At 51.9% G+C, this 21,342-nt stretch carries 25 protein-coding genes and 1 pseudogene; 16 read left to right on the top strand and 10 right to left on the bottom strand.

Annotation, left to right across the window (positions count from 1 at the left end; genetic code table 11):
• Window positions 1-586 precede the first annotated feature (586 nt).
• Complete coding sequence (locus tag ACI77H_RS16215) at window positions 587-1,003, top strand: hypothetical protein (RefSeq protein WP_407012757.1); 417 nt, start codon at window positions 587-589, stop codon at window positions 1,001-1,003.
• A 14-nt stretch (window positions 1,004-1,017) separates the two neighbouring features.
• On the opposite strand, the gene ACI77H_RS16210 is transcribed toward ACI77H_RS16215, so the two are convergent.
• Window positions 1,018-2,253, bottom strand: a complete 1,236-nt coding sequence (locus ACI77H_RS16210) for an ammonium transporter (RefSeq protein WP_407012756.1) — start codon at window positions 2,251-2,253, stop codon at window positions 1,018-1,020.
• 584 nt (window positions 2,254-2,837) lie between these two features.
• Complete coding sequence (locus ACI77H_RS16205; RefSeq protein ID WP_407012755.1) at window positions 2,838-3,656, bottom strand: cupin domain-containing protein; 819 nt, start codon at window positions 3,654-3,656, stop codon at window positions 2,838-2,840.
• 131 nt (window positions 3,657-3,787) lie between these two features.
• Here ACI77H_RS16205 and ACI77H_RS16200 point away from each other — a divergent pair, with 131 nt between their 5' ends.
• From ACI77H_RS16200 to ACI77H_RS16180, 5 genes are all read left to right on the top strand, one after another.
• The gene (locus tag ACI77H_RS16200) at window positions 3,788-4,303 is read left to right on the top strand and encodes a carboxymuconolactone decarboxylase family protein (RefSeq protein WP_407012754.1); all 516 of its coding nucleotides are present in this window, start codon (window positions 3,788-3,790) and stop codon (window positions 4,301-4,303) included.
• 27 nt (window positions 4,304-4,330) lie between these two features.
• On the top strand, window positions 4,331-4,582 hold the full coding sequence (gene grxC, locus ACI77H_RS16195) for a glutaredoxin 3 (protein ID WP_407012753.1): 252 nt from the start codon (window positions 4,331-4,333) through the stop codon (window positions 4,580-4,582).
• 363 nt (window positions 4,583-4,945) lie between these two features.
• On the top strand, window positions 4,946-5,395 hold the full coding sequence (locus ACI77H_RS16190; protein WP_407012752.1) for an antitoxin Xre/MbcA/ParS toxin-binding domain-containing protein: 450 nt from the start codon (window positions 4,946-4,948) through the stop codon (window positions 5,393-5,395).
• Window positions 5,396-5,671: 276 nt separating this feature from the next.
• Window positions 5,672-7,291 (top strand): methyl-accepting chemotaxis protein, encoded by a 1,620-nt coding sequence (locus ACI77H_RS16185; RefSeq protein ID WP_407012751.1) that lies wholly within the window; start codon window positions 5,672-5,674, stop codon window positions 7,289-7,291.
• Between the two features lie 558 nt (window positions 7,292-7,849).
• Window positions 7,850-8,656 (top strand): lytic transglycosylase domain-containing protein, encoded by an 807-nt coding sequence (locus ACI77H_RS16180; RefSeq protein ID WP_407012750.1) that lies wholly within the window; start codon window positions 7,850-7,852, stop codon window positions 8,654-8,656.
• 220 nt (window positions 8,657-8,876) lie between these two features.
• On the opposite strand, the gene ACI77H_RS16175 is transcribed toward ACI77H_RS16180, so the two are convergent.
• Both ACI77H_RS16175 and ACI77H_RS16170 read right to left on the bottom strand, forming a co-directional pair.
• On the bottom strand, window positions 8,877-9,143 hold the full coding sequence (locus tag ACI77H_RS16175; protein WP_407012749.1) for a hypothetical protein: 267 nt from the start codon (window positions 9,141-9,143) through the stop codon (window positions 8,877-8,879).
• 145 nt (window positions 9,144-9,288) lie between these two features.
• A complete protein-coding gene (locus ACI77H_RS16170) occupies window positions 9,289-9,609 on the bottom strand; it encodes a helix-turn-helix domain-containing protein (protein WP_407012748.1) in 321 nt (106 codons plus the stop codon).
• 340 nt (window positions 9,610-9,949) lie between these two features.
• On the opposite strand from ACI77H_RS16170, the gene ACI77H_RS16165 reads away from it, so the two are divergent.
• From ACI77H_RS16165 to ACI77H_RS16150, 4 genes are all read left to right on the top strand, one after another.
• Window positions 9,950-10,324 carry a hypothetical protein gene (locus ACI77H_RS16165; protein WP_214377664.1) on the top strand — a complete coding sequence of 125 codons (375 nt, stop codon included), beginning with the start codon at window positions 9,950-9,952 and terminating at the stop codon, window positions 10,322-10,324.
• 2 nt (window positions 10,325-10,326) lie between these two features.
• Window positions 10,327-10,806 carry a hypothetical protein gene (locus ACI77H_RS16160; protein WP_282483533.1) on the top strand — a complete coding sequence of 160 codons (480 nt, stop codon included), beginning with the start codon at window positions 10,327-10,329 and terminating at the stop codon, window positions 10,804-10,806.
• Between the two features lie 134 nt (window positions 10,807-10,940).
• On the top strand, window positions 10,941-11,243 hold the full coding sequence (locus ACI77H_RS16155) for a hypothetical protein (RefSeq protein WP_282483534.1): 303 nt from the start codon (window positions 10,941-10,943) through the stop codon (window positions 11,241-11,243).
• A 279-nt stretch (window positions 11,244-11,522) separates the two neighbouring features.
• Entirely contained in the window at window positions 11,523-11,768 is a 246-nt protein-coding gene (locus ACI77H_RS16150) for a type II toxin-antitoxin system CcdA family antitoxin (protein ID WP_282483535.1), read from the top strand.
• Between the two features lie 270 nt (window positions 11,769-12,038).
• Here the strand turns inward: ACI77H_RS16150 and ACI77H_RS16145 are convergent, their stop codons facing one another.
• From ACI77H_RS16145 to ACI77H_RS16130, 4 genes and pseudogenes are all read right to left on the bottom strand, one after another.
• Complete coding sequence (locus tag ACI77H_RS16145) at window positions 12,039-12,401, bottom strand: histone-like nucleoid-structuring protein, MvaT/MvaU family (RefSeq protein WP_214377671.1); 363 nt, start codon at window positions 12,399-12,401, stop codon at window positions 12,039-12,041.
• A 270-nt stretch (window positions 12,402-12,671) separates the two neighbouring features.
• Window positions 12,672-13,711: pseudogene (locus ACI77H_RS16140) on the bottom strand (diguanylate cyclase domain-containing protein).
• A gap of 251 nt (window positions 13,712-13,962) precedes the next feature.
• Window positions 13,963-14,280: a hypothetical protein gene (locus ACI77H_RS16135; RefSeq protein WP_214377675.1), complete on the bottom strand. Its 318-nt coding sequence runs from the start codon at window positions 14,278-14,280 to the stop codon at window positions 13,963-13,965.
• Between the two features lie 221 nt (window positions 14,281-14,501).
• Window positions 14,502-14,951, bottom strand: coding sequence for a MarR family winged helix-turn-helix transcriptional regulator (locus tag ACI77H_RS16130; RefSeq protein WP_282483536.1), 450 nt, complete (start codon window positions 14,949-14,951; stop codon window positions 14,502-14,504).
• Between the two features lie 163 nt (window positions 14,952-15,114).
• Here ACI77H_RS16130 and ACI77H_RS16125 point away from each other — a divergent pair, with 163 nt between their 5' ends.
• From ACI77H_RS16125 to hxsA, 5 genes are all read left to right on the top strand, one after another.
• Window positions 15,115-15,885, top strand: coding sequence for an alpha/beta fold hydrolase (locus ACI77H_RS16125; protein ID WP_282483537.1), 771 nt, complete (start codon window positions 15,115-15,117; stop codon window positions 15,883-15,885).
• 514 nt (window positions 15,886-16,399) lie between these two features.
• Window positions 16,400-16,705 carry a His-Xaa-Ser system protein HxsD gene (locus tag ACI77H_RS16120; RefSeq protein WP_282483538.1) on the top strand — a complete coding sequence of 102 codons (306 nt, stop codon included), beginning with the start codon at window positions 16,400-16,402 and terminating at the stop codon, window positions 16,703-16,705.
• Between the two features lie 2 nt (window positions 16,706-16,707).
• Window positions 16,708-18,192: a His-Xaa-Ser system radical SAM maturase HxsB gene (gene hxsB / locus ACI77H_RS16115; RefSeq protein WP_407013074.1), complete on the top strand. Its 1,485-nt coding sequence runs from the start codon at window positions 16,708-16,710 to the stop codon at window positions 18,190-18,192.
• A 2-nt stretch (window positions 18,193-18,194) separates the two neighbouring features.
• Complete coding sequence (gene hxsC, locus ACI77H_RS16110) at window positions 18,195-19,433, top strand: His-Xaa-Ser system radical SAM maturase HxsC (protein ID WP_282483540.1); 1,239 nt, start codon at window positions 18,195-18,197, stop codon at window positions 19,431-19,433.
• Window positions 19,420-20,049, top strand: a complete 630-nt coding sequence (gene hxsA / locus ACI77H_RS16105) for a His-Xaa-Ser repeat protein HxsA (protein ID WP_407012747.1) — start codon at window positions 19,420-19,422, stop codon at window positions 20,047-20,049. Before hxsC ends, hxsA begins: the two co-directional genes overlap by 14 nt.
• Window positions 20,050-20,098: 49 nt before the next feature.
• Here the strand turns inward: hxsA and ACI77H_RS16100 are convergent, their stop codons facing one another.
• Both ACI77H_RS16100 and ACI77H_RS16095 read right to left on the bottom strand, forming a co-directional pair.
• Window positions 20,099-20,290, bottom strand: a complete 192-nt coding sequence (locus tag ACI77H_RS16100) for a hypothetical protein (RefSeq protein ID WP_407012746.1) — start codon at window positions 20,288-20,290, stop codon at window positions 20,099-20,101.
• A gap of 90 nt (window positions 20,291-20,380) precedes the next feature.
• A complete protein-coding gene (locus tag ACI77H_RS16095; protein ID WP_282483542.1) occupies window positions 20,381-20,539 on the bottom strand; it encodes a hypothetical protein in 159 nt (52 codons plus the stop codon).
• 509 nt (window positions 20,540-21,048) lie between these two features.
• On the opposite strand from ACI77H_RS16095, the gene ACI77H_RS16090 reads away from it, so the two are divergent.
• Window positions 21,049-21,324: a metal/formaldehyde-sensitive transcriptional repressor gene (locus ACI77H_RS16090; RefSeq protein ID WP_214377688.1), complete on the top strand. Its 276-nt coding sequence runs from the start codon at window positions 21,049-21,051 to the stop codon at window positions 21,322-21,324.
• Window positions 21,325-21,342: the final 18 nt, after the last annotated feature.

The following is a 21,342-nucleotide window of genomic DNA, read 5'->3' as shown; positions in this document are numbered from 1 at the left end:
GACCGCTAGAGACCGCGGCCGACGGATCTTTCGAGGGTTCAGCGGCACTCAATCGGTGCCAACTACCTGCAAAATGGTTTGTCACCAAACCAGCAAGAAATCGGGTCAATTTGAGGTCTGTTTGGCACTGCGGTTTGGGCCAAAAAACGTCGAATTTGGAGGCATGAGTCAGGCTCTCGGACGCGATGGTTTGATTCCAAATCGGCCCCTGGGCCTTGTGATCAAAGGGCTCGGCCGGCGACTAGAGACCTTCCACAGACCTAGCGATTGCCCAACCACCCTCCCCGCCCCCCCCCGCGCTCTGTTCCGTTTCCCTAGCGCACAATCGGAAGTCCGGCTTTCGCTGCTTCCGTTTGTCTTCAAAGGCACGGCCCGCGTGACGTACAGCCGGTTTCGATGATTTGGGATGGTGACCTTTAAGAACGAAGAATCGGAACTGAGCTTCCAGGGTTTAGCGTCGCGGAGCGGGGGAGGGAAAATGAAAAGACCAACACCAACTGAGTATCAGCTGTTGAGGAAGCAATCAGTAGTAGGTGATGGAGAGCTACCGAACCGGGACATTTTTCACCCACTGAGGTAGGAAGATATGCACCGCAAGATCTTTTCCGGGCTAGCGTTGTTCGTACTTGCCATCTACGTGATGCATACCCGCACGGACCTACCTATAGAGACGCCGAAACCTCTTTATGACCGAGTGAGTGCCTTGCCATTCGGTTCGATTAGGGCAGGCAATAACAGGGCTAGGGTATTGGCTCGAAGCGGTACGGAGCATGGGACTGACCAAGTGACGTTCGACGCCACTGCCCATGTAGATGCCAGCCCCCTGCCAAGCAGTGGCGATGAGCATGTGAATGATCAAGTGAGATCGGACGACGCCGACCCTATGAAGGTCGGCGCGTCAGCTCTAAGCGGTGCCGAACACAGGACCGATCAGGTTGAGTTCAATCAAGCCAAATACAAGATTGGCGGGATTGGCTCTGACGCAGTCGCTATGTTGAAGTGATTACAGCGTGGGCACTATTCATAAGCGTTTTCGCCCAACTGATCGGCATCCAAGCCAGAGAGTTCGGAGGCTTCGGTCACTCGAACGGTAATGAACCGGCTGATGACCCAGAGCATAAGGTAGGTGAAAACAAATGCCCAAATGCTGGAGCACACAACCACCACGACTTGCTTGAAGAAGAATTCAGTCCCGCCATAAATCAAGCCGTCGGCACCATGTGGATTCCAGGCCAACGAGCCGAATATGCCGAGCAAGAGAGAGCCCATGAGCCCTCCCATACCGTGAACCCCGAACACGTCCAACGCATCGTCCAATTTCAGTTTGTGTACCAACAATACGGTTCCATAGCAGACCAAGCCGGCAATGATCCCGATAAAACATGCCGTTGTCAGCGACACGTATCCGGCAGCAGGTGTGATCGTTGCCAGGCCCGCCACCGCCCCAGTCAGAAGGCCGATGAAGCTGGTACGGTTGGAGTGGAGTCTCTCGACGATCAGCCACGTGATAGCGGCGAAAGATGCAGAGAGATCCGTGGCCAGAAAAGAGGCAGCGGTGATCATATCTACACGCAACTCCGACCCAGCGTTAAAGCCGTACCAGCCGAACCAAAGAAGCCCAGTACCAAGCGCGATCAGTGGCACGTTGTGCGGTCTGTCTCCGGTTTTTTTCCTAGCACCCACGAACAGCACCGAAGCCAAAGCAGCGAATCCGCAGGTGTTGTGCACGACAATGCCGCCGGCGAAATCGAGTACACCCCACTTGGCAAAAAGTCCGTTTGGACTCCACACCATGTGCACGAACGGGAAATAAACGAAAATCAGCCAGAACGTCAGGAACACGATGTAGGCTTTAAAAGTCACACGGTTCGCGAAAGCACCCGTGATGAGCGCCGGCGTGATGATGGCGAACATCATCTGATACGCAATATGAACAATGAGTGGAATTCCCGCATCGTTGTCCGGAAATATTGCTTCAGGAGTGACATGGTTGAAAAATGCATAGTAGGTAGGATCGCCGATGATCCCATGCCATGTTGGGCCGAAACACATTGAGTAGCCGAACATAAACCAGAGCACCGTCGTCCAGCCCATGGACGCGAAGCTTTGCATCATCATCGTCAACACGTTTCGCCGTGAAACCAATCCCCCATAAAAAAACGCCAATCCTGGCGTCATCAGCATTACTAGGCTAGTGCAAACCAACATGAAGCCGGTGTTTCCAATATCAATTGCCGGAGAGAGAATGGCCATTGCATGCCCCGCGCACTTATCAAAGGTCTGATTAATAATCTCCGACCTTCAACAATTTCTTAGGTATTGTGAAGGCGCAGAGTGTGCTCCCTTGTTTTTTTGCATCCATCTATCGCCCCATATTGATACAAGTTTTTCGCACACTCAATGAGAGATCGGAAATATACAACTGCTAATTTTATTCTATATAATCAGCAACAACACGTACAGCAAGAATTGGCTATTCAATTAACAAAACAATAAGCGCTACAGTTCCATTAGAGTAAAGTATCGCCAGTGGCGCAGATCTTAGCGCACTCTAATAAGTGGAGTAAACATGCATAATCTCATGGCAATTGGCTACAATTAAGAACCGGCGAAAGGGGAATTATTTGTTGACCCTTATGATTTTAGCTCACCTGCAATGTTGACCATCTTCTATGCTCGTTAAAGATTCTGCATGATTATTTAGTAGCGTTTGTCTCGCTACAGTATCCGAATGGGGAGAGAACTGGATTCGGATCTCCAACCTATTCCCTTGAATTTGACGTACAACCAAGAAGAACCGGTCGAAACGGTTTGCAGAGCAGCCTGAGCTGAAATCTCTAGCTTTCCCCCCTCCACTCTCGTGGGCTGACGCCGGTTTTTCGACGAAACGCCCGAGCCAGTGCCGAAGGGCTTTCATAGCCCACTTCCTCGGCAATCAGCGCTATGGGTTTACCCTCACGTAGAAGTTTCTGCGCCAGACTTATACGCCAGCTCACCAAATAATCACCCGGTGACTGCCCAACAATTCGTTTGAAATGATCTGCAAAGCTGGCCCGTGACATATTGGCCGCTGCCGAAAGCTCGGCCAAACTCCAGGCATTGGCCGGCGCAGCGTGCATAAGGTTTAGAGAACGCGACAGACGCGTATCTGCCAGTCCAGCCATCATTCCAGGCTGCTGATTACGACTGGCCAGAATGTGGCGAAGCAGCAGAATCACCAAAAGCTCGAACAGGCGATCCATTATCGCTTCACGACCGCAGGTGCCTTCGAACGCCTCGTCGAACAACCATTGCAATGTGCTCGCCAGGGTCGGTATTTCATCCAGCTTCAAGACCAGGAAATCCGGCAATGCCGTAGCAAGTGCACCACCCGCGCCCCCATTGAACTCTACCGATGCACAGACCAATTGCGCGCCGGATCCTTCTTTGGCAGTCATCCGATGTCGATAAGGACGAGGGAAAAAGATAAGAGTTGGTTCGGTAATGTGAAGCTCTGTCTCATCGGCTAGCTTAAGGTGAACCTCACCGGCTTGCAGCAGATGCATATGCCCATTTGTTTGGCTGCCATCGAATGCCGTAATCCCGCAAAACGCACCGCTGTGAAAGGTGCCAGCGTTTACACCGAAATGCGCAAGCAGTGTAGATAAACGATCCATGGTAGATCTCCGTCAACGATTCTGGACGATTAGTCGTATATCGTAGATTTTTAGCAGCCAATAAACCAAATAAACCTCTAACATCGACTCCGTACCCAGCGCACAACGCGCTTAATCATCGGAGTATCACCATGTCTCGCATCGTCCCAGTTAACCTCGAACAAGCCACCGAAGCTACCCGTCCAATGCTGGAGGGCATCCAAAAGAAAATCGGCTTCCTGCCAAACGTATTCCGCGTACTGGCCCATGCTCCTTCTGTCCTTGCCTCCTACATGCAAAGCTCCCTTGCCCTGAGCAAAACGTCGCTCAGCGATCTGGAAAAGGAATCAATTTTCCTCGCCACTTCCCAAGCTAACGGTTGCGACTACTGCCTTGCTGCCCACACTCTGTTCGCAGGTAAAGCCGGTTACAAACACAATGAAATTCTTAGCGCTCGTGAAGGGAAACTCGACGCCTTCGCACGGCTCGCAAAGCAAATCACTGAAAGCCGTGGCCATCTGACAAACGAGCAGATCGCCGAAGCACGCGCCGCCGGTATCAACGATGCCAAGATCATTGAAGTGATTGCACATGTCGCTTCGCAGACGCTGACCAACTATCTGAACAACGTCGCCTTGACCGATATCGACTTCCCGGCGATCAGCTAGGCAAGCGCCTAAAACAGAGAACAAATCATGAAAACTGTGACTCTGTACACCACGGAAACCTGCCCGTACTGCCGCAATGCGAAATCCTTGCTGGCCAGTCGGGGGGTTAGGATGAAAGAGATCAACATCCACACCCAAGAGGGTAAGCGGGATGAAATGGTCAGCCGTAGTGGACGCCGCACCGTGCCTCAAATCTTCATTGAGGACATGTATATCGGCGGCTTTGACGACCTGGCCAAGCTAGATCGTAAAGGCGGGTTGATGTCGCTGTTATCCTGAGATCAGGTAATGGTTCGACGAGGTACGGAGAGTGGCGGTAAACCTTGCGAGGGCTGCCGCCAAATACTCTACGGTGATCCTTTGTCTATGCCCATCGTCGACAGGACGATAGCGATTTTGCTGCACCGCTCACACCATATGAGCATCTGTGCCAGCGTTAAGATTGGCGCAGGGGTAGCAAAACTGATGCAGGTTTAGACTTTTTACATGGGGTATATGGAGCCTCGGCGCCAAGTTTAGTCAAAATGTGCAGCCTCTGTGCGGGATCGAAAAATCGATACCGTTCTTGGGCTTTTTTGGCGTTATGGTGTCGCTGCGGTACTTGTGACCAACATGAAGGTATTGAGGACGGGGAAATAAACCATGAGCAACGTGACTGAGACCGCTTCACCGGCCCACTGTCGCTCTGAACGCTTTGCCGATGCCATCGCGCTTCGGCAGGATCTGAATGCCTGCGCGGATCTTCTTCATAACAGGCTTGACGTAAACTTCTATGACGAACTGGCGCTGGTCGTAGGCCTATCCACAAAAAAACTATTTTCCTTGCTCAACGTTTCTCCCGCGGTTCAACGTCGCTGGAAAAAGGCGCAGCAGCTGTCCATTAGCGAGAGCGATTACGCTTTTCGCCGGGCGCTAGTCATACAAGACGCCCTAGAGCTGTTCGAGGGCAATAGCGAAGCAACGGTGGACTGGCTGACCCAGCCGAACATCGCGCTGGGCAGAGTAACGCCGGCAAGCCTGTTCTCTACATTCGTAGGTATGAACACTGTAGAGTTGCTGATATGGAAAATTGAGAACGGCGTCTACCAATGACAGGTTCACACGCCTCATTCTCCGATTATCTGGGCGATTGCGACCTTGCCCGCCTATTTGCATTTACCGCGACCAGTAACAGTCATGTATATCAAACTTGATCAGTAACATAAATTGCCCCCCCTCCGCCCAAAACAATCATTCGCGAAGGACAGCTGTCGGTCAAAAGCATACCGTTGAGCAGGGAAATAAATCTGTCCAGATTTAATACTCATGCTCACCCCGCTTCGGGCGATACAGTGCGTACGCCCCTCCCCCCCCCCCCGGAAACACCCCATGCGCCAGCTTAAAATCGCCCCAAGAGCCGTAATCAGTTTCGCCATTATTGGGGCGCTGGTCATTCTGCTGGGCTTGTTCGCCATGTATCAGCTCAAGACCGTACGTGCGCAAGTTGAAGACCTTTCCAACAAGGGCATTCCCAGCCTCTCGGCCCTCAATAACGTTAACGAGACTATGCTGCGTCTGCGCATAACGGCCTACCGCCTTTTGGTTGACCGTGAGGACGACAAGGTGCGCGGAACAGTGACCCGCATCGAGGAACTGAACAGTCAACTCGATGAAGCAATGACACGTTATGAAAAACTCGTCGACGATGACGTGGAGCGCGCGCAGTACCAAAGCTTTAAACGGCTGGTCGGAGAGTACAATTCGGTCAATCGCGAACTGATACAGCTTTCCAACGCAAATAAACCCGGCGAGATGCTCGCACTGCTGGGTGGCAAGTATAAGAAGGCGTCGGATGAATTGGGCGCACAAATGACGGCACTCACCAAGATCAACCAGGATGGCGCGGCTGACTCCGATCAGCAGGCGGATCAAGCCTATGCGGAAGCCATAACCGGGGTAGTCGCCTTCATCATCGTGGCCGCGCTACTAACCGGGCTCATGGCCTTGCTGCTTACCCGAAGCATCACGCGACCACTTACGCAGGCGGTACGGGTGGCGCAAGTCATCGCCAAAGGTGATCTCACCGAGTCGTTCGACGCGGCGGGTATCGATGAACCGGCCCAATTGCTCAACGCCCTGAAAACCATGCAACAAAACTTGAAGAGCACCATTCTTAACATTGCCGACTCCTCGAATCAGCTGGCCTCAGCCGCCGAGGAGTTGAACGCCGTGACGGAAGACTCGACCCGCGGCCTGCACCAACAAAGCCAGGAAATTGAGCAAGCTGCCACCGCCGTTAACGAAATGACGGCTGCGGTGGATGAAGTGGCGCGCAACGCCGTCGCCACCTTTGAAGCGTCCAAGGAATCAACTCAGACTGCCAAGCATGGCCAGCAACAAGTATCCAAAACCGTGGAGTCCATCCGACTTCTTTCGGATGACGTCTCTCGCACCTCCGAGGAAGTCAAAACCCTCGGCGATGGTGTGACCAACATCAGCAAGGTGCTCGACGTGATTCGCGCGATTGCCGAGCAAACCAACCTGCTGGCGTTAAACGCGGCAATCGAAGCGGCGCGGGCGGGTGAAGCAGGCAGAGGCTTTGCGGTGGTGGCTGATGAAGTCCGTGCGTTGGCACATCGCACGCAAACCTCGACGCAGGAGATCGAGCAGATGGTAGGCACGATTCAGAAAGGCTCAGCCGGTGCTATGAATGCCATGCAGGCCAGCACGCAGCGGGCTCGCCAAACGCTGGAAATCGCCCAGGATGCCGGCGGAGCGCTGGAGCGCATCACCGATGCAATTAATCAAATCAGCGAACGAAATCTTGTCATCGCCAGCGCCTCTGAAGAACAAGCTCAGGTCGCTCGTGAGGTCGACCGCAACCTGGTCAACATTCGCGACCTGGCCGTGCAGACCGCTGCCGGAGCAAACCAGACCAGCGCAGCCAGCCAGGAACTGTCGAAATTGGCCACCAACCTGAACACCCTGGTTGCCCGCTTCTCGGTCTAACGCCTGAACAACGGTTGATTCCACGCCCGTTTTCTCCGGTATCCGGATCAACCGCTCGCGGGTAAAGCTTCTCACAGAGATCAAGATGACTACTTCTGGTCGGCTGCTTCCCATTCTTACAGGCAAAATCGGCCACAAGGAGACATACGTTTGCTTCGGAATGATCCTATCTATTCGTAAGGCACTGACGCACTGTTAGATGATCGCCTATGTACTCGATGACTCGCAGGGTCTTCGCAGGAAGCTGTAGTATTTCGGTCAAGGCGTAGACCTAGATACGACTGAGACTGTGTGAACTAGTCCTGCCACGGATCCGGGGCCCGCGGATCTGGATTGCGGCCGGTTCTGACCAGCCGCAACGAAGCGTCGAACTAGCAACCAGGCCTACGCCTCGCCTGGTATAGCCGGCAGTCCGTACGTCAACGCAAGTTCCATGATCGGTTACAAGGCGTATAACTAACAGAGCAAAAGTTGGGTTACCCGGGATAGGCTCTCAAAAGGTAGCTCCTGGACCAGCCACCCCAGAGCTGATCGACGCCTGCGGCGCGGAGCGATGTGATGAGTCCCAAAGCATGGCAATGGGCGCGCAGGAGCCTTCTTTGCTGCATCGAGCTGGCCTTGCTGGTCGCTCCAATGTGCGCTAGCGCCATGTTCAAGTGCCAAGCCAAGGATGGAGCCATCAGCTACACCAGCGAAGCCATCGCCGGGGTACGCTGCACTCGCGTAAATGGCAAAGCGGGCGGCGGTGTCGGCGCCAAGGCATCGGTCCAGCCACGAGTTGTGAGGAACGACGACCCAGGTGCTACGCGGATTCGGGTGTACACCTTCATGCACAACGGTGTTCGTCAATATGTCAGCCGGCGCCCCGAAGGGATCTCTGCACGGGTCGATATCCTTGAGGTCTATCACATCAAGGGCTGCTATCTGTGTACGGCGCCCAAGGGATTCAAAGTCGCATCGCTGCGCTTGGACACCCAATCCTATCGACGGGAGATCGAAGCCGCTTCCGGTCATTATGGTGTCGACAGGGCGCTAGTCCGCGCGGTGATACACGCCGAATCAGCTTTTCGCCCATACGCCATCTCCGAAGCTGGCGCCCAAGGGCTGATGCAGTTGATGCCGGACACCGCCGAGCGCTTCGCCGTCGACGATCCGTTCGACGCACGACAAAACATTCGTGGCGGCGTGCGCTATCTGGCCTGGCTGCTTAAGCGCTTCAACGGCAACCAGGTGCTGGCATTGGCAGGATACAATGCCGGTGAAGCGTCCGTGGTCGAGTACAACGGGGTGCCTCCATACCCCGAGACGCAATCCTACGTCACCCTCGTGCAGTCCTTGACCGAGCGCTATCGCAACAATCGCTAAAATCGAACGTCCTGATGGGTATTTATCCCGGAACAGGTACGCATAATTCGGGCAAGTAAGTTGAGCGTGCCTCCTCCCAGTCGGAAGACGACGCAATGAGAGCGACTACTCGGGCATCTACTGCATGTCACGACTGACCGATGAATCGTTGAGCGAATACAATCGGGTGATCAAGTGGAGTGCGATTTTGCTACTCGACAGGCCAAGGCCAATTGATATCTCACCTCACTCGATCATCAGGCACCAAGGAGTTCTCCGATAAGGGAACTGCTCGTAAGGTTTGGCGCATCATATGGCCGTCCTCAACGCCTCGCATGAGATCCCGTAATTCGTCCTTTGATGCGGTCGAGGTAATCTCGATTTCGACATCCGGAAACACCTTATCAGCAAACGCTCGGATCGCCATTTCGACTTCTGCGGCCTTAGCGGCCTCAATAAAGGCGTCGATATCGTCCTGACATTCCGCCCGGCAAGAAAATACAGTCACTCAATGCTCCAGTTGCGATCATTCGGAAATAGGGTTCGCAACGGTTTCAATGCCGCTAACTAGCCCAGCTGCGCATGGTCTATATGCGCTTTACCTTTAGCCGCGGGCGAGCACCGACATGCAGCGCGCTGGGCTAAAGGGCAGCTTATTTAGGTTCTTGCTCGGTATCCGCGATCGGGACCGGCTCGGAATACTCGTATGTCAGGTCCTGTTTAATTTTCTCCAGGAGACTGTCGAGGTCAATTTCTGGATTTTTTTGCAGATAACACTCAACGACGATGCTCGCAGGATGCACATCCATAACAGCGGCTAAATCTTCGATTTTCGCCAGTCCCGGACATCTGCGTCCTTGCTCCAAGTGGGTTATGTACGCTCGGCTCGTACTGCCGAAGAACCTTTGTTGGGGCATATGGCGGAGCGATCGCATCCCCTTTAACGCCGCCGCGAAAGCATCGTTCAGCTCCATTGATCACCCCTTGCAAAGGGAATGATAAAGCCATAAAGTCAGCTTTTTAGCGCCCTACAATTGTAGGGTCTAGCTAAAATATTCACAGATAATTATGCAAAAACTATCGCGGCAAATTTGCTGCTAATCAGATAGTCCGCACGGTATCCGAGAGATTTGAAGAAATGTCATCAGACAGGTTTGATCGTGTAGCTGGGGCGCAGGCTTCTAGCGACGCCGATCGCGATGATTGGAGTACCGGAAATTGGCGATCGATGAGAATTGCTTCATCGGAAGGAAAGTTTTCACTGACAAGGAAAGTGCGTAGTGGTATCCCCAATTCTTGCATGAGGTATTCCCCGTGAGTCCGGAGCGCGAAGAGATGCTTTGCAAACCAAACCTCAACCTTTTTCCGAACGCGACAATCGTGGACGGAAGGTATTTCTGGGGGTTTGAATGCCTCGACGGCTGGTATGACCTTCTGAACAATGCGCTTTCACTGGTTTCCGCCCGATGTGAAATCGCACCAGATTGCGAGCCGGTCACGGTCTTGGAAGTGAAGGAAAAATTTGGTGGCTTGAGAATTTACTACCGTGGTGGCGACGATTATGTGTGCGGCGTCTTCAATCTGGCCGAAGTCATGTCGGTGAACATTTGCGCTATCTGTGGCTCACGGGTTGGCAATAGACGTATGCACTATCATCACCCGCGCTGCGATCTGCATTACGAGTCCTGACCATGAAATTTTCCATGGCGAATCAACCTGGATTGCTAGACGCATTGCGTGATCATCTAGCAACCGACCAAAAGCTTATCGACATCGAAGGCGCTCGTAGCTACGTTTCGTCCCCTCGCCTGATGGATTTCAGCGTACGAAATTTTCCAGCTGAGAAGTTTGCTGCTGTTGGCGACACGTTTTTAGATAAGCGAACAATGTTCGCTGACTCCCCCCAAAAAACCTATGGCATCTTTTTGGGTGATTGGGAGGTGATGAAGCCGCAACTTGATCTGGTGGACGCCTATTCTCACAACGACACCAGCGTCATCAATATCCAAGTTTGGGCATTCGATCCCTGCGCTCTCGACGAGCACCAGACGAGGCTCGCCGTCGCGCTTTCCTACACGCGATTAGAGTTGTACGCAGAGCCCAGAATCATCGGCGCGCTGAATGACGTTTTGGAAGACGTCGGCTTATTTGTGGATTGTGAGCGCTACTGACTGAATGACTCCCTCCCCCTAGGTTGCCTTCCTTCGATAGAAGGGACATGACCGCTTAGGCGAAAGCATCCAGGGCTGCGTGGTGGGTGATAGGATGGGCCAGTGCGATCCTCGACGATACGGGCGGTGCCGCGATGAAAGACATCACTGACGATTCCGATACACCAGAGGAAGATCAATACGGTTTTGAACGATTGATGAAAATCAAGGCTTTGAGGAATGAGCGCCTGGCGTTGCAGAGAGAGGGATCGCAAGCAGCGTATGAAGCGTTGAGCCCAGAGGAAAAGATTCTCGTCGATGAGAAATTTCGAGAAGCAGCTCTGAAAATTGCAGCGCAATTTGGGAGGAGCCGGCCATTCAGATATGAGGGCGACCAATCGTTATCGGAAAACTCGACACCCGCTGACGCCCACGATCCAAACGACAGCCGCGACTAGCCACTTTCTCAGGGTTTCAAGACTTATTCGTGCAAAATTTGAGGCGTGCTGTAACGCGGTGCTGGATCAAACTGCCTAAGGATAGCCAGGCACCTGTAGTCAATGAGCGTTCCACGAACCGGACGCGTCCGACGTCCGTCAACGAATCGCCAACCGTGTTCACTGCGGTGGTGATCGCATCTGTAGATACACCGAATTTTTCGCCCCTTACTTGAGTTCATTGCGGTCTTGAACGTTAACTCTGGAGTAGAAAGATCATACGTACAAAGGAGAAGGCCCATGATCACTGGCTCCCAACTCGACGCCCTCAGACGATCTGTGGTCGTAAACATAAATGGCGACTTACTCGACAAGGCCAGGGCGTTGGATATCAATCTCTCCGAGACTTTGGAGCAGGCCTTGATTGAAATTTTTGGGCAAAATCGGCGGAAACAATGGCAGGAAGAGAATCGCCAGGCGATGAATGCCTACACCGGCCATATCGAAATCCACGGGGTTTTCAGCGACGGCCTTCGGGACTTTTGAACTTGAGTATGTGATGTAAGGCGAACCTAATTGCTGAGCTTGGTACGCGGGTAGGGCGCCCTTTAAAAAGCCGCGGCAACACGGGGATGGTCTAGGGGGAAGTGGGACAGATCCATGTTCTGCCCGGGGCTATAGCTATAGGACGATCCTTCCGCACGTTGCTTACTGGAAGCGATGAAGCGCACGACACCTATTAACGCTATGCGCTCCACCATCTGAAAACCCAAGCGAGCAGTTCACAGCATGGGAATCCATCATTGCAAAAAATTATTACTTGAGCCAAGACTCAACGGTCGCAGCGCCGTGCTTTGCCTTCCACTCTTTCAAAACCTTATGGTTACCGCCCTTCGTTTCCACGGTCTCGCCGTTGTGAGGGTTGGTGTAAACCTTCACTTGACGTGCTCTACGGGAAACACTCTTAGATTCAGTAGCTACCCCGGTACGGCCACGCTTAGGATCCAGGAGGTTGACCACGTCTCTTAGGCTGTAGCTGTAATCTGCGAGCAACGCTCTGAGCTTGGTTTCAAACTCGATTTCTTTTTTCAGGCCTGCATCGCCTTTCAGGGCTTCAAGCGCCTGCAACTGCTCTGCTAAATGTTTTTCCAGCTGACGAAATTCGGCAAGTTTAGACATCGATCGCTCCTAAGGTTGAGAGGGAATGGGCAACCAGAACCAATTGTAAAATGAAAAGAGTCTGCTCCACTCCCATATTTCGCATCAAATAGAATTTAGCAGATCTCAATGGTCCTACATACTGGAAAAACTATAACAAATAGCCTGCGAACATCTGCTCTTACGTACTCTGCACCGTGAGTAGAGATGCCGAAGAGCACTGCGGAGCGTGAAGTACTGTCTGGGATTAGCGTTACAAAAATGCTTCAGGCACCGGTAAAAAATCGAAAGCTATTCACCGTCTGCCGGACAAACTCCAACTCGATTTCGTCCGCCTCTCTTCGCCACATACAGTCCTTTGTCTGCCAAGTCGATCAGCATTTTGCAATCGTCGGTCCGCTCGGGTGACATGGTCGCAATCCCGATACTCACTGTTATTACAGAGGTCGGCTCAGGCGAATTGTGCGGGATTTTCAATGCCTCTACTTTTTTCGAAGATTTTCCGCAATCGTCATGGCATCGAATGATGACGTAGCAGGCAAGATCACTGCGAATTCCTCTCCGCCATATCGCGCCGGCAAAAAGGATTCTCCTTCCACCGCATCGCGCATTGCACCAGCAACTTTTTTTAAGGTGTCGTCGCCCGCTAAATGCCCAAAGCTATCGTTGAAGCGCTTGAAGAAATCTACATCGACCATCAGCAACGAGATCTCTAAGCCTGCTTTGCTAGCGGTTTGCCATTCGGCTTGTAAAAATTCATCGAAATGTCTTCGGTTTGCTATTTCAGTCAGCCCATCAGAATTGACAAGGCGCTTCAATTCGCCCATTGCTCGCTGCAACGTCAGATTGGTATCGAGCAGCTGCTGCTGGCTCGTTCTCAAAGCGCGATATGTGTGATCCAAGCGTCTGGCAGTAACGAAGGAGCGTGAGTGGTAGCGAATCCGAGCTATTAATTCGATGGGATCGGGCAGCTTGACCAAATAGTCATCAGCACCCGCTTCAAAGGCCCGACTTTTCACGCTCGGATCTTCCTTAACTGACAGCGCGATTATCGGTATCCCTTGGGTAGGGACGTTTTTTCGATACTCCTGGATAAGCGTAAGCCCATCCAATCCTGGCATGACCATATCTTGGAGAATCACAGTGGGCTTCACCCTCACAGCCTCAATTACAGCCTGGGTCGAATCCGTGCAGTAGTGAAATTTAAGATCAATTTCACTGGCCAGTTGGCGCCGTACAGCCTCTACAATCATCGGCTGGTCATCGACTATCAAAACTACGACGGTCTCGTCTGAGGCTTCGTAAAACTCCTGAAGCTGTAAGTCGTTCATGCCCCGCCCCATAGCCAACCTAAGGAAAATAAGCCGGAATTCTTTGCTCAACTGTTACAAGTCCGGATGCAAAAATAATAGAGAACGAGCACCTATCATTGTTCCGATTTTTGAACTGCAAAGACTCCGCATCTGAAACTACGGCACCAGTACTAATCGACTAACCGCACAAGGGATCCTGCCAAGCCTCAATGAGATGCATTCGATAAGGCAAAATTTAGACGTGGATGGGACTGCGCACAAGTGAATTACTAGATTGATTCGATCGAAACCAGCTCAAAATACTTGAATTTTTTCTTCTTCGCTTCTGTCTTTGCTTCTTGTTCGGCGATGAGACTACTCAGAGTGCTCGCATCGTAAACGAAGGTGTCTGCTTTACCTTCGAACTCCGTCGTAACACGCAAAGTCACCCTCAGCTTTGGCGACCTAGAGGTGGCAACCTTCCGAGCCTTTGATACGTGTTGCGAGTCCGCTGTGATGCGTGAGTCCTGAACTTCTGGACTTGACTCATTATTGCCCAAGCCAAAAAGCGCTTGGCGCATTTCTGCCTCGGTAAGATTTTCTTTCATTGAGGTGCCTCATTGCACTTACGTTGGTTGACCAAATTTTCAAAAATTTGGCATCCAAGCCTGGGTAGGGAATTACCCCCAGCCCTTCCATTCAGGGCTGGGTATCAAATCACTGTGGGCCTATTCCCAGTTAAGCAGTCCACTATGAACAACTTGAAACTAAACAGGGATTTTCCGCTGCCAATTTAACGAGACGACAACCCCCTCAAGAAATTGAGCAGTTATTTCTTTTCGATCAGCCGGTCACGGATGCTAGCCACAGCAGCTTGGATCTCCATGATCTTCTCAGTGCTCAACCCAACGGCATCCTGAATGCAGTTCGGTACCTTAAGAGCCTCTGCCTTGAGTGCCCATCCCGCCTCCGTCAGCTTTACGCGCACCTGACGCTCATCCTGCGGGTCTCGACTGCGAGTAATCAAACCCGCGCTTTCGAGGCGCTTTACCAATGGAGTGAGCGTACTCGATTCCAGAAACAGCTTGTTCCCTAGATCCTTGATGATCTGATCATCCTCGGCCCAAAGCGTCACCATCAAAAGATATTGCGGGTACGTCAGGCCGAGCGACTCCAGCATCGGACGGTAGTACTGCGTGAGTGCATGACCAGCCGAATAAATCGAGAAGCATAAAAAATCATTCAGCGGCGCGAAGTCGCTTTTGCCTTCTTCTGACACCTGAGTCCCTCCTTTAGTCTGAGACCCCACGTTATTACGTGCACGATTCAATCGCAAGCCATTGACAAAGAATTTTTCCTGTCGCACGATTGCTACCAAGGCGATTCAATCGCACACCAAGCATTTTCAAACCAACAGTTTTTCCCGACAGGTAGACATCCGCATGAAAAAGATTTTCTCTGGTTTAGCACTCGCCACCGCACTCCTCGCTGGCGGTATTGCCCACGCAGCTGACGCAAAGCCAACCATCGTACTGGTTCACGGTGCTTTCGCTGATTCAAGCAGCTGGAATGGTGTTATCAAGATTCTGGAAAAGGATGGCTACCCAGTCATCGCAGCCTCCAACCCATTGCGCAGCCTCAAAGGTGACGCTCAATCCGTTGCGGAATTGCTGGCATCCATCAAAACCCCTGTTGTCTTGGTCGGCCACTCCTACGGCGGCCCCGTCATCTCCGAAGCCGCTTACGGCCAATCCAACGTCAAATCGTTGGTTTACGTAGCAGGTGTGGCACCTGAAGCAGGCGAATCGACGGCTGATCTGTCCGGTAAATTTCCCGGTGGAACCTTAGGCCCGACCCTTGCGCCACCTGTTGAGTTGGCTGACGGTAATAAAGATCTCTACATACAGCAGGACAAGTTCCATGCTCAGTTCGCCGCAGATGTTCCAGCCGCCGAAGCTAAGCTGATGGCCGCGACTCAGCGCCCTGTGACCGCAGAAGCACTCAACGAGAAGTCGACTGAGCCAGCCTGGAAAACCGTTCCGTCCTATTTCGTTTATGGCGACCTGGACAAGAACATCCCGGCTCAAGCCCAGGTGTTCATGGCTGAACGTGCACACGCTAAAGAAATCGTTAAGGTCAAAGGTGGTTCGCACGTCGTGATGATTTCAAATCCGGAAATCGTCGCCAACTTGATTGAAAAAGCAGCAAAATGAAATTTCGGGCAGTTGCCAAGAGGCTAATTCGATTGGTAACTGACCGATCCACTAAACGTTCATTTGCTGAAAGCACGCCCCAGCAACTCTCTGACCAAGGGTTTGATTCACTTCGTAATCAGAATGCTGAGTGGTGCAAGCTACAGGGACTCCGCGGAGAACTCACATCGTTTTGTGATGAGCAGGAAACGGAGTCTCAGTTTCGATCAGCCCAGCTTCACAAGTTTTTCACATTATCTAACCTACGTTGACTTCGCTCCTTTCTAATTCTGATTTTTTTGCCCGCGCTTAGACGCGGGCTTTTCTTTGTCTGCGGGATAGATAAGTGGCTCTCGTTACCCGTCCCAAGGTACCCGTCGACCAAAAAATTGGTGGATGGTCCAAGGCCCATTAAGGGCATCTCCCCACTCTATGGGCCAAGCAAGCGCTTTACTAAATATTTGGTTACAAATAGTGGCGCTTTGCCCGTTATCAAGCCATCATCCGCGCACATAAAAAGAATGGATTCGAAAAAATGAACTGGGAAGTTACGGTTTCCGTGGACAGCGTGATTTATCCACTGAGCGTTGTTCAGCGCGTTTCCTATGCTGTCGCACCTACTTTAACGATTCAGGTTCGGCAGACAGACAATCAGATTCATCTCGATGCCGTTCCCACGATGCTCATCGGCGGAGCTGGTGCAGTCATATCCAAGCAAGAAGGGCGCGAGCTAATTCTTCGCAATCTGAACGATTTCGCGTTGCGCGAGCGGATACGGAATGAGACCTCTGGCCTGAGGGAAATACTTGCAAATGCCGCCCTGCGTGGAGCTGGCATGTGAGCATGATGCTGATAGCCAAAGAGGAAAGTTATCGGCTGCTTCCGTTCCGATTCTTACGGATCGATGAGCACCGTAGCGAGAGTATTTTGCTAACGGCTGAAACAGGTGAGTATCTTTTTGTCTCCGAAAAGCAGTTAAGAGATCTTGCCCACAGGGCCGTGGATACAGGCTCCGCTCATTACAAAGACCTTCTCGCCCGCCACTTTATTTTTGAGCCGAATGGGCACGACCCATTTCCGGAAATGGCGGCACAATTTCGTAGTCGTAAAAACTTTGTCCTCAATGGACCTGCGCTGCACATTTTCGTTGTCACTCTACGCTGCAATCATACCTGCGCTTATTGCCAAGTCTCCCGCGCCCCACTCAGTGGCTCGGGTCATGACATGTCAGCCGAGCATGCTGAGCTGGCAGTGGATCGAATGTTTGAGGCTCCCTCCCCCGCACTCACCGTCGAGTTTCAAGGTGGCGAACCTCTGTTAGCGTTTGACCGCATCCGACAAATTGTTGGGTTGGTCGAAGCCCGTAACGCAGTGGAGCAACGCAGCATCCAGTACGTCATCACGACGACTCTCCATCACCTGAATGTCGAGATCCTGGATTTCGCCAAGCAACACAACATTCAATTTTCCACTTCACTGGACGGTCCAGAGTTTCTGCACAACGCCAACCGGCCAACACCGACCAGAGATGCCTACAAGCGAACGATTGAAGGTATCGAACAAGTAAGGGCATGGTTGGGTCACGATGCAGTTTCGGCCCTGACAACCATCACCTCCAAGAGCTTGGAGCACCCTCACGCGATAATTGACGAGTACGTGGCCCAAGGATTCACCAACATCTCTCTGCGCCCCTTGAGCCCGTATGGATTCGCAAAGAAATCCGCGAAGCGTCTGGACTATTCGATGGATGAGTTCATCGGTTTTTACTTGGAGGCTTTGTCGTATCTGATGAATCTGAATGCTCAAGGGACGTTCATCTCAGAAGGTTACGCATCACTCCTGCTGACGAACATTTTGACTCCGTTTGCATCCGGCTATGTAGATCTGCGCTCCCCCCTGGGCGCAGGACTGGGAACTCTCGTTTACAACTACGACGGCGATGTCTACCCCTCAGATGAATCCCGCATGCTTCTCGAAATGGGTGAGGACGGATTGAAGCTCGGCAGGGTGCACCAACCTCTGAAGGAGCTGCTCCAATCGCCAGTGATTGATATGTTGCTGTCCGCAGGTGTGGCAGAAGCGTTACCAGGATGTTCCGACTGTGCGCTAGTCCCCTATTGCGGAGCAGACCCCATTGAGCATTTTGCCCGCCAAGCGGATCCAATCGGACACCGCGCATTCAGCAGCTTCTGTCAGAAAAACACTGCATTGCTCACGCACCTTTTGCGCTTGCTGCGTGATGGGGACAACGAGACTCAAAAAACCCTTTTGTCCTGGCTAACGCGTAGATCTTTGAGCGACCTTCCCTCACCTGGTTATAGGGGCTAAAGATGCTACGACTCGACACGCAATTTGAGATTCTCAATCTCACGGCACCCAAGCTATTCAAAGTCATCACTCCAGAAGAATTCATTTCCCAAGGTGTGGCCGTGTGCGCAGGTGAAGCTTCTTTTGATGACTTAATGCTATGGCTCGACCAATCCTCCACCGCCAATCTGGACCAATGGCTCTCAGTTCCTGTTGGTGGTTTTTTGGTATCAGGCCACCCGCATCCAGTAGGTACAGTAAGCGCAGCTTTGTTGACCAATCCCAAAGATCCATTGGTCGTGCAGCCTGGAGATGTCATCGCGGTTAGACCTGGAACGAGCGTCGTACGTGTTCTCTATCGCAGGGGTGCCAATAGCAATCTATTGTTCATGACTGATCGATGCAACAGCCTATGTCTGATGTGCTCTCAGCCCCCAAAGGACATCGATGACAGGTGGCACATCGAGGAGAACCTGAAGCTAATTGACTTGGTCGACCCAGGCGCCGAACAACTGGGTATAAGTGGCGGAGAGCCCACGCTGTACCGGTCGGGCTTGCTCGCCATCATTGAGCACGCCAAACGGGTACTGCCTGAAAAATCCTTGCACATTTTAAGCAACGGTCGGTTGCTGAGTGATCCCACGTGGATCGATGACCTTCGACAAGTAAGTCACCCAAGTCTCAGTTGGGGAGTTCCTCTGTACGCCGACAATGCAGAGGACCACGACAACGTCGTCCAAGCCCTAGGCGCATTCAGCGAAACAATAGTCGGCCTCTACAACCTCCAACGTGCGGGGCAAAAGATAGAAATCCGCATGGTACTGAGCAGGCTGACGACGCCTCGTCTTCCCGAGTGGGCGCATTTCGTTTTTCGTAATTTGCCTTTCGTGCACCACGTTGCGCTCATGGGTATTGAGAACACGGGGCTCGCTAAGAAAAATTACGATCAGCTCTGGATAGACCCGGCGGACTACCAGGAAAAGCTCAGCCAGGCAGCTTTTTTCCTCGACATCCGCGGCATCGCTGTTTCTATTTACAACCTGCCTCTATGCGTACTCGATCCGATGCTAGGGCGCTTCTACCGTCAGAGTATTTCAGACTGGAAAAACCTGTTTATCGATGCCTGCCAAACGTGCTCGGCTACTCACGCATGTGCGGGCTTCTTCAAATCACATTCTTCTCGCTGGCAAAGCCGGAGCATCCATCCGCTAACCATCGAAGATCTTCAAAATATGCAGGGAGCACAGTATGAAACTGCTTGATCGTTGGAAGCTTCTTATCGGCCAATCTATGGCCTTGATCCCCGTTATCGGTAGCCCTATGGCAGATGCCAGCCCGACTCAATTGGCATCGGCTGACTGGTTGCCGAATCCCCAAAGTGCTCCGCCTGCATTCAACAACACCCTGAATGCGAAAGACGCGATCAACGTCTACGCAGGACATAGCTCACACAGCTCGCACAGTTCACATAGCTCGCATAGTTCTCACTACAGCAGTTCGGGTGGTTACAGCGCTCCAAGCGCCTACACTGCGCCAACCAGCAATTTTCTTTCGTCGCCTTCAAAACCCAGCTCTACGACTCACTCCATTGTCACTACACCGAGCACGACATCTTCCAAGCCTTCTACCAGTAAGGCAACGCGATCGAATGTCTACTCAGCCACACCTGCCAAGCCCACAGCAGCGGATCTGTCGATGCTTGTTCGACGTGTTCAATTGGCTTTGATGATCAAAAAATATTACGCGGGGCCGATCGATGGTGTGCTCAATAACAGTGTCCGTGGATCACTCATGGCTTTCCAAACAGATTCGGCGATTGTAAGCAGTGGCAAGATGGATACACCGACGCTAAACGCATTGGGCATTGCCATCCCATAGCTCTAAATCAAGGCGCTATAGTGAGTCAGGAATGGATAACTAAAGATCTTTAGATTTCTGTGCAGGAGTCTGTGAACTCAGCAAGTTCTGTGTACGCTTGCACATAGGCTGCATCGGCGCGATCCAATTCATCCTGTAGCGCCTGGTTTTTTGAAACCCTGATAGCTATCATCTGCCGCGCCAATCGAGCGAGCTTAACTGCGTCAACATACGGTTTCAGGCTCTCGGAATCCATCAGCATATATGAACCGCCCTAAAGGTGAGTGCCCAATCCAAGGTCATTCAGGAGCAGAGCTTACCTTCCTTAAACCTTAATTCCTGGAAGCTGCCGTCAGCCGAAAAGATGGACCGACGCTGTTTCTTTAATCAAAATTTCCGCCGACATCCTCACAATATCTTCTTTAGCCTGTGCCTCAAGCTTCGCTCGTTGCGACCCGCTTCTGTAAAGCCCCCAACCGCTGGAGGTTTTCAATATTGAATAGACATTCATGTCACTCGCCTATTCCAAAAAATAAGAGGCACTGTCGACCTTATGATAGGTGTAACGAAGATTTAATCCGGAAATGCATTTAAATACTATCTATTCCCGAGCTGCGACTCTAGCCCCAAACCTAACGATTTTTGGGCCCTACCCAGTTCGTTTTTATGAATAATTCCGCCAAGCAAAATAATAGACAATTTTACAACTATTAGTCTGAACAATAGTCCTCGCAATCAATTCAACATCGCTCTGAGAAAAAAATTTACACATGACGAAACTTTAATTCATAAGCCAACTAGTTCTCTATTGGAGCAAAGGATGAATCCAGCTGCGCAGAAGGTGACCATGAAATTGGCCTTGAGCTAGCAGACCCTCATTCCGAAATGTAAGTACTCACCTTAAGTCGATTAGCCGCTTCCGGAGACGCGTCAGGGTCGATCAGGTGGTTCTGCCGAACGGCACTTGTATAGGTATAGGGGGTATACCTATGATGACGCCATATACGTAAGGGGTATCCCATGGGTCATATAGCTTCCAACAAAAACGATCTTCTCAAACGAGTTAAGCGGATCGCCGGGCAGATCCAAGCCGTTGAGCGTGCGCTGGAGTCTGATCTCGACTGCGCTAAAACCTTGCATTTGGTAGCAGCCACACGTGGAGCTATCAATGGCTTGATGGAGGAAATCATCGAGGACCACGCCCGGGAGCATGTGGCAAACCCTGCCCTCAGCGAAGAAGAGCGCAACAAAGGTGTCGAGGAGCTTCTCGAAGCTATTCGCCGCTACTCCAAATAAAGTCGATAGGTATCGGGG

The sequence above is a fragment of the Pseudomonas sp. O230 genome (assembly GCF_045447035.1).
Classification (GTDB): Bacteria; Pseudomonadota; Gammaproteobacteria; order Pseudomonadales; family Pseudomonadaceae; genus Aquipseudomonas.
The sequence above is the reverse complement of the archived record's forward strand: the minus strand, read 5'-3'. Positions and strand labels throughout refer to the sequence as shown.

Bases quoted from the DNA above. Each gene is read 5' to 3' on its own strand.
- hxsB (WP_407013074.1), top strand. From the start codon at position 16,708: ATGATGCTGATAGCCAAAGAGGAAAGTTATCGGCTGCTTCCGTTCCGA.
- ACI77H_RS16090 (WP_214377688.1), top strand. From the start codon at position 21,049: ATGGGTCATATAGCTTCCAACAAAAACGATCTTCTCAAACGAGTTAAG.
- ACI77H_RS16100 (WP_407012746.1), bottom strand. From the start codon at position 20,290: ATGCTGATGGATTCCGAGAGCCTGAAACCGTATGTTGACGCAGTTAAG.
- ACI77H_RS16200 (WP_407012754.1), top strand. From the start codon at position 3,788: ATGTCTCGCATCGTCCCAGTTAACCTCGAACAAGCCACCGAAGCTACC.
- ACI77H_RS16135 (WP_214377675.1), bottom strand. From the start codon at position 14,280: ATGAAAGAAAATCTTACCGAGGCAGAAATGCGCCAAGCGCTTTTTGGC.
- ACI77H_RS16205 (WP_407012755.1), bottom strand. From the start codon at position 3,656: ATGGATCGTTTATCTACACTGCTTGCGCATTTCGGTGTAAACGCTGGC.
- ACI77H_RS16155 (WP_282483534.1), top strand. From the start codon at position 10,941: ATGAAAGACATCACTGACGATTCCGATACACCAGAGGAAGATCAATAC.
- ACI77H_RS16170 (WP_407012748.1), bottom strand. From the start codon at position 9,609: ATGGAGCTGAACGATGCTTTCGCGGCGGCGTTAAAGGGGATGCGATCG.
- ACI77H_RS16215 (WP_407012757.1), top strand. From the start codon at position 587: ATGCACCGCAAGATCTTTTCCGGGCTAGCGTTGTTCGTACTTGCCATC.
- ACI77H_RS16190 (WP_407012752.1), top strand. From the start codon at position 4,946: ATGAGCAACGTGACTGAGACCGCTTCACCGGCCCACTGTCGCTCTGAA.
- ACI77H_RS16120 (WP_282483538.1), top strand. From the start codon at position 16,400: ATGAACTGGGAAGTTACGGTTTCCGTGGACAGCGTGATTTATCCACTG.
- ACI77H_RS16145 (WP_214377671.1), bottom strand. From the start codon at position 12,401: ATGTCTAAACTTGCCGAATTTCGTCAGCTGGAAAAACATTTAGCAGAG.
- ACI77H_RS16160 (WP_282483533.1), top strand. From the start codon at position 10,327: ATGAAATTTTCCATGGCGAATCAACCTGGATTGCTAGACGCATTGCGT.
- ACI77H_RS16125 (WP_282483537.1), top strand. From the start codon at position 15,115: ATGAAAAAGATTTTCTCTGGTTTAGCACTCGCCACCGCACTCCTCGCT.
- ACI77H_RS16180 (WP_407012750.1), top strand. From the start codon at position 7,850: ATGAGTCCCAAAGCATGGCAATGGGCGCGCAGGAGCCTTCTTTGCTGC.
- ACI77H_RS16185 (WP_407012751.1), top strand. From the start codon at position 5,672: ATGCGCCAGCTTAAAATCGCCCCAAGAGCCGTAATCAGTTTCGCCATT.
- grxC (WP_407012753.1), top strand. From the start codon at position 4,331: ATGAAAACTGTGACTCTGTACACCACGGAAACCTGCCCGTACTGCCGC.
- ACI77H_RS16150 (WP_282483535.1), top strand. From the start codon at position 11,523: ATGATCACTGGCTCCCAACTCGACGCCCTCAGACGATCTGTGGTCGTA.
- hxsA (WP_407012747.1), top strand. From the start codon at position 19,420: ATGAAACTGCTTGATCGTTGGAAGCTTCTTATCGGCCAATCTATGGCC.
- hxsC (WP_282483540.1), top strand. From the start codon at position 18,195: ATGCTACGACTCGACACGCAATTTGAGATTCTCAATCTCACGGCACCC.
- ACI77H_RS16095 (WP_282483542.1), bottom strand. From the start codon at position 20,539: ATGAATGTCTATTCAATATTGAAAACCTCCAGCGGTTGGGGGCTTTAC.
- ACI77H_RS16210 (WP_407012756.1), bottom strand. From the start codon at position 2,253: ATGGCCATTCTCTCTCCGGCAATTGATATTGGAAACACCGGCTTCATG.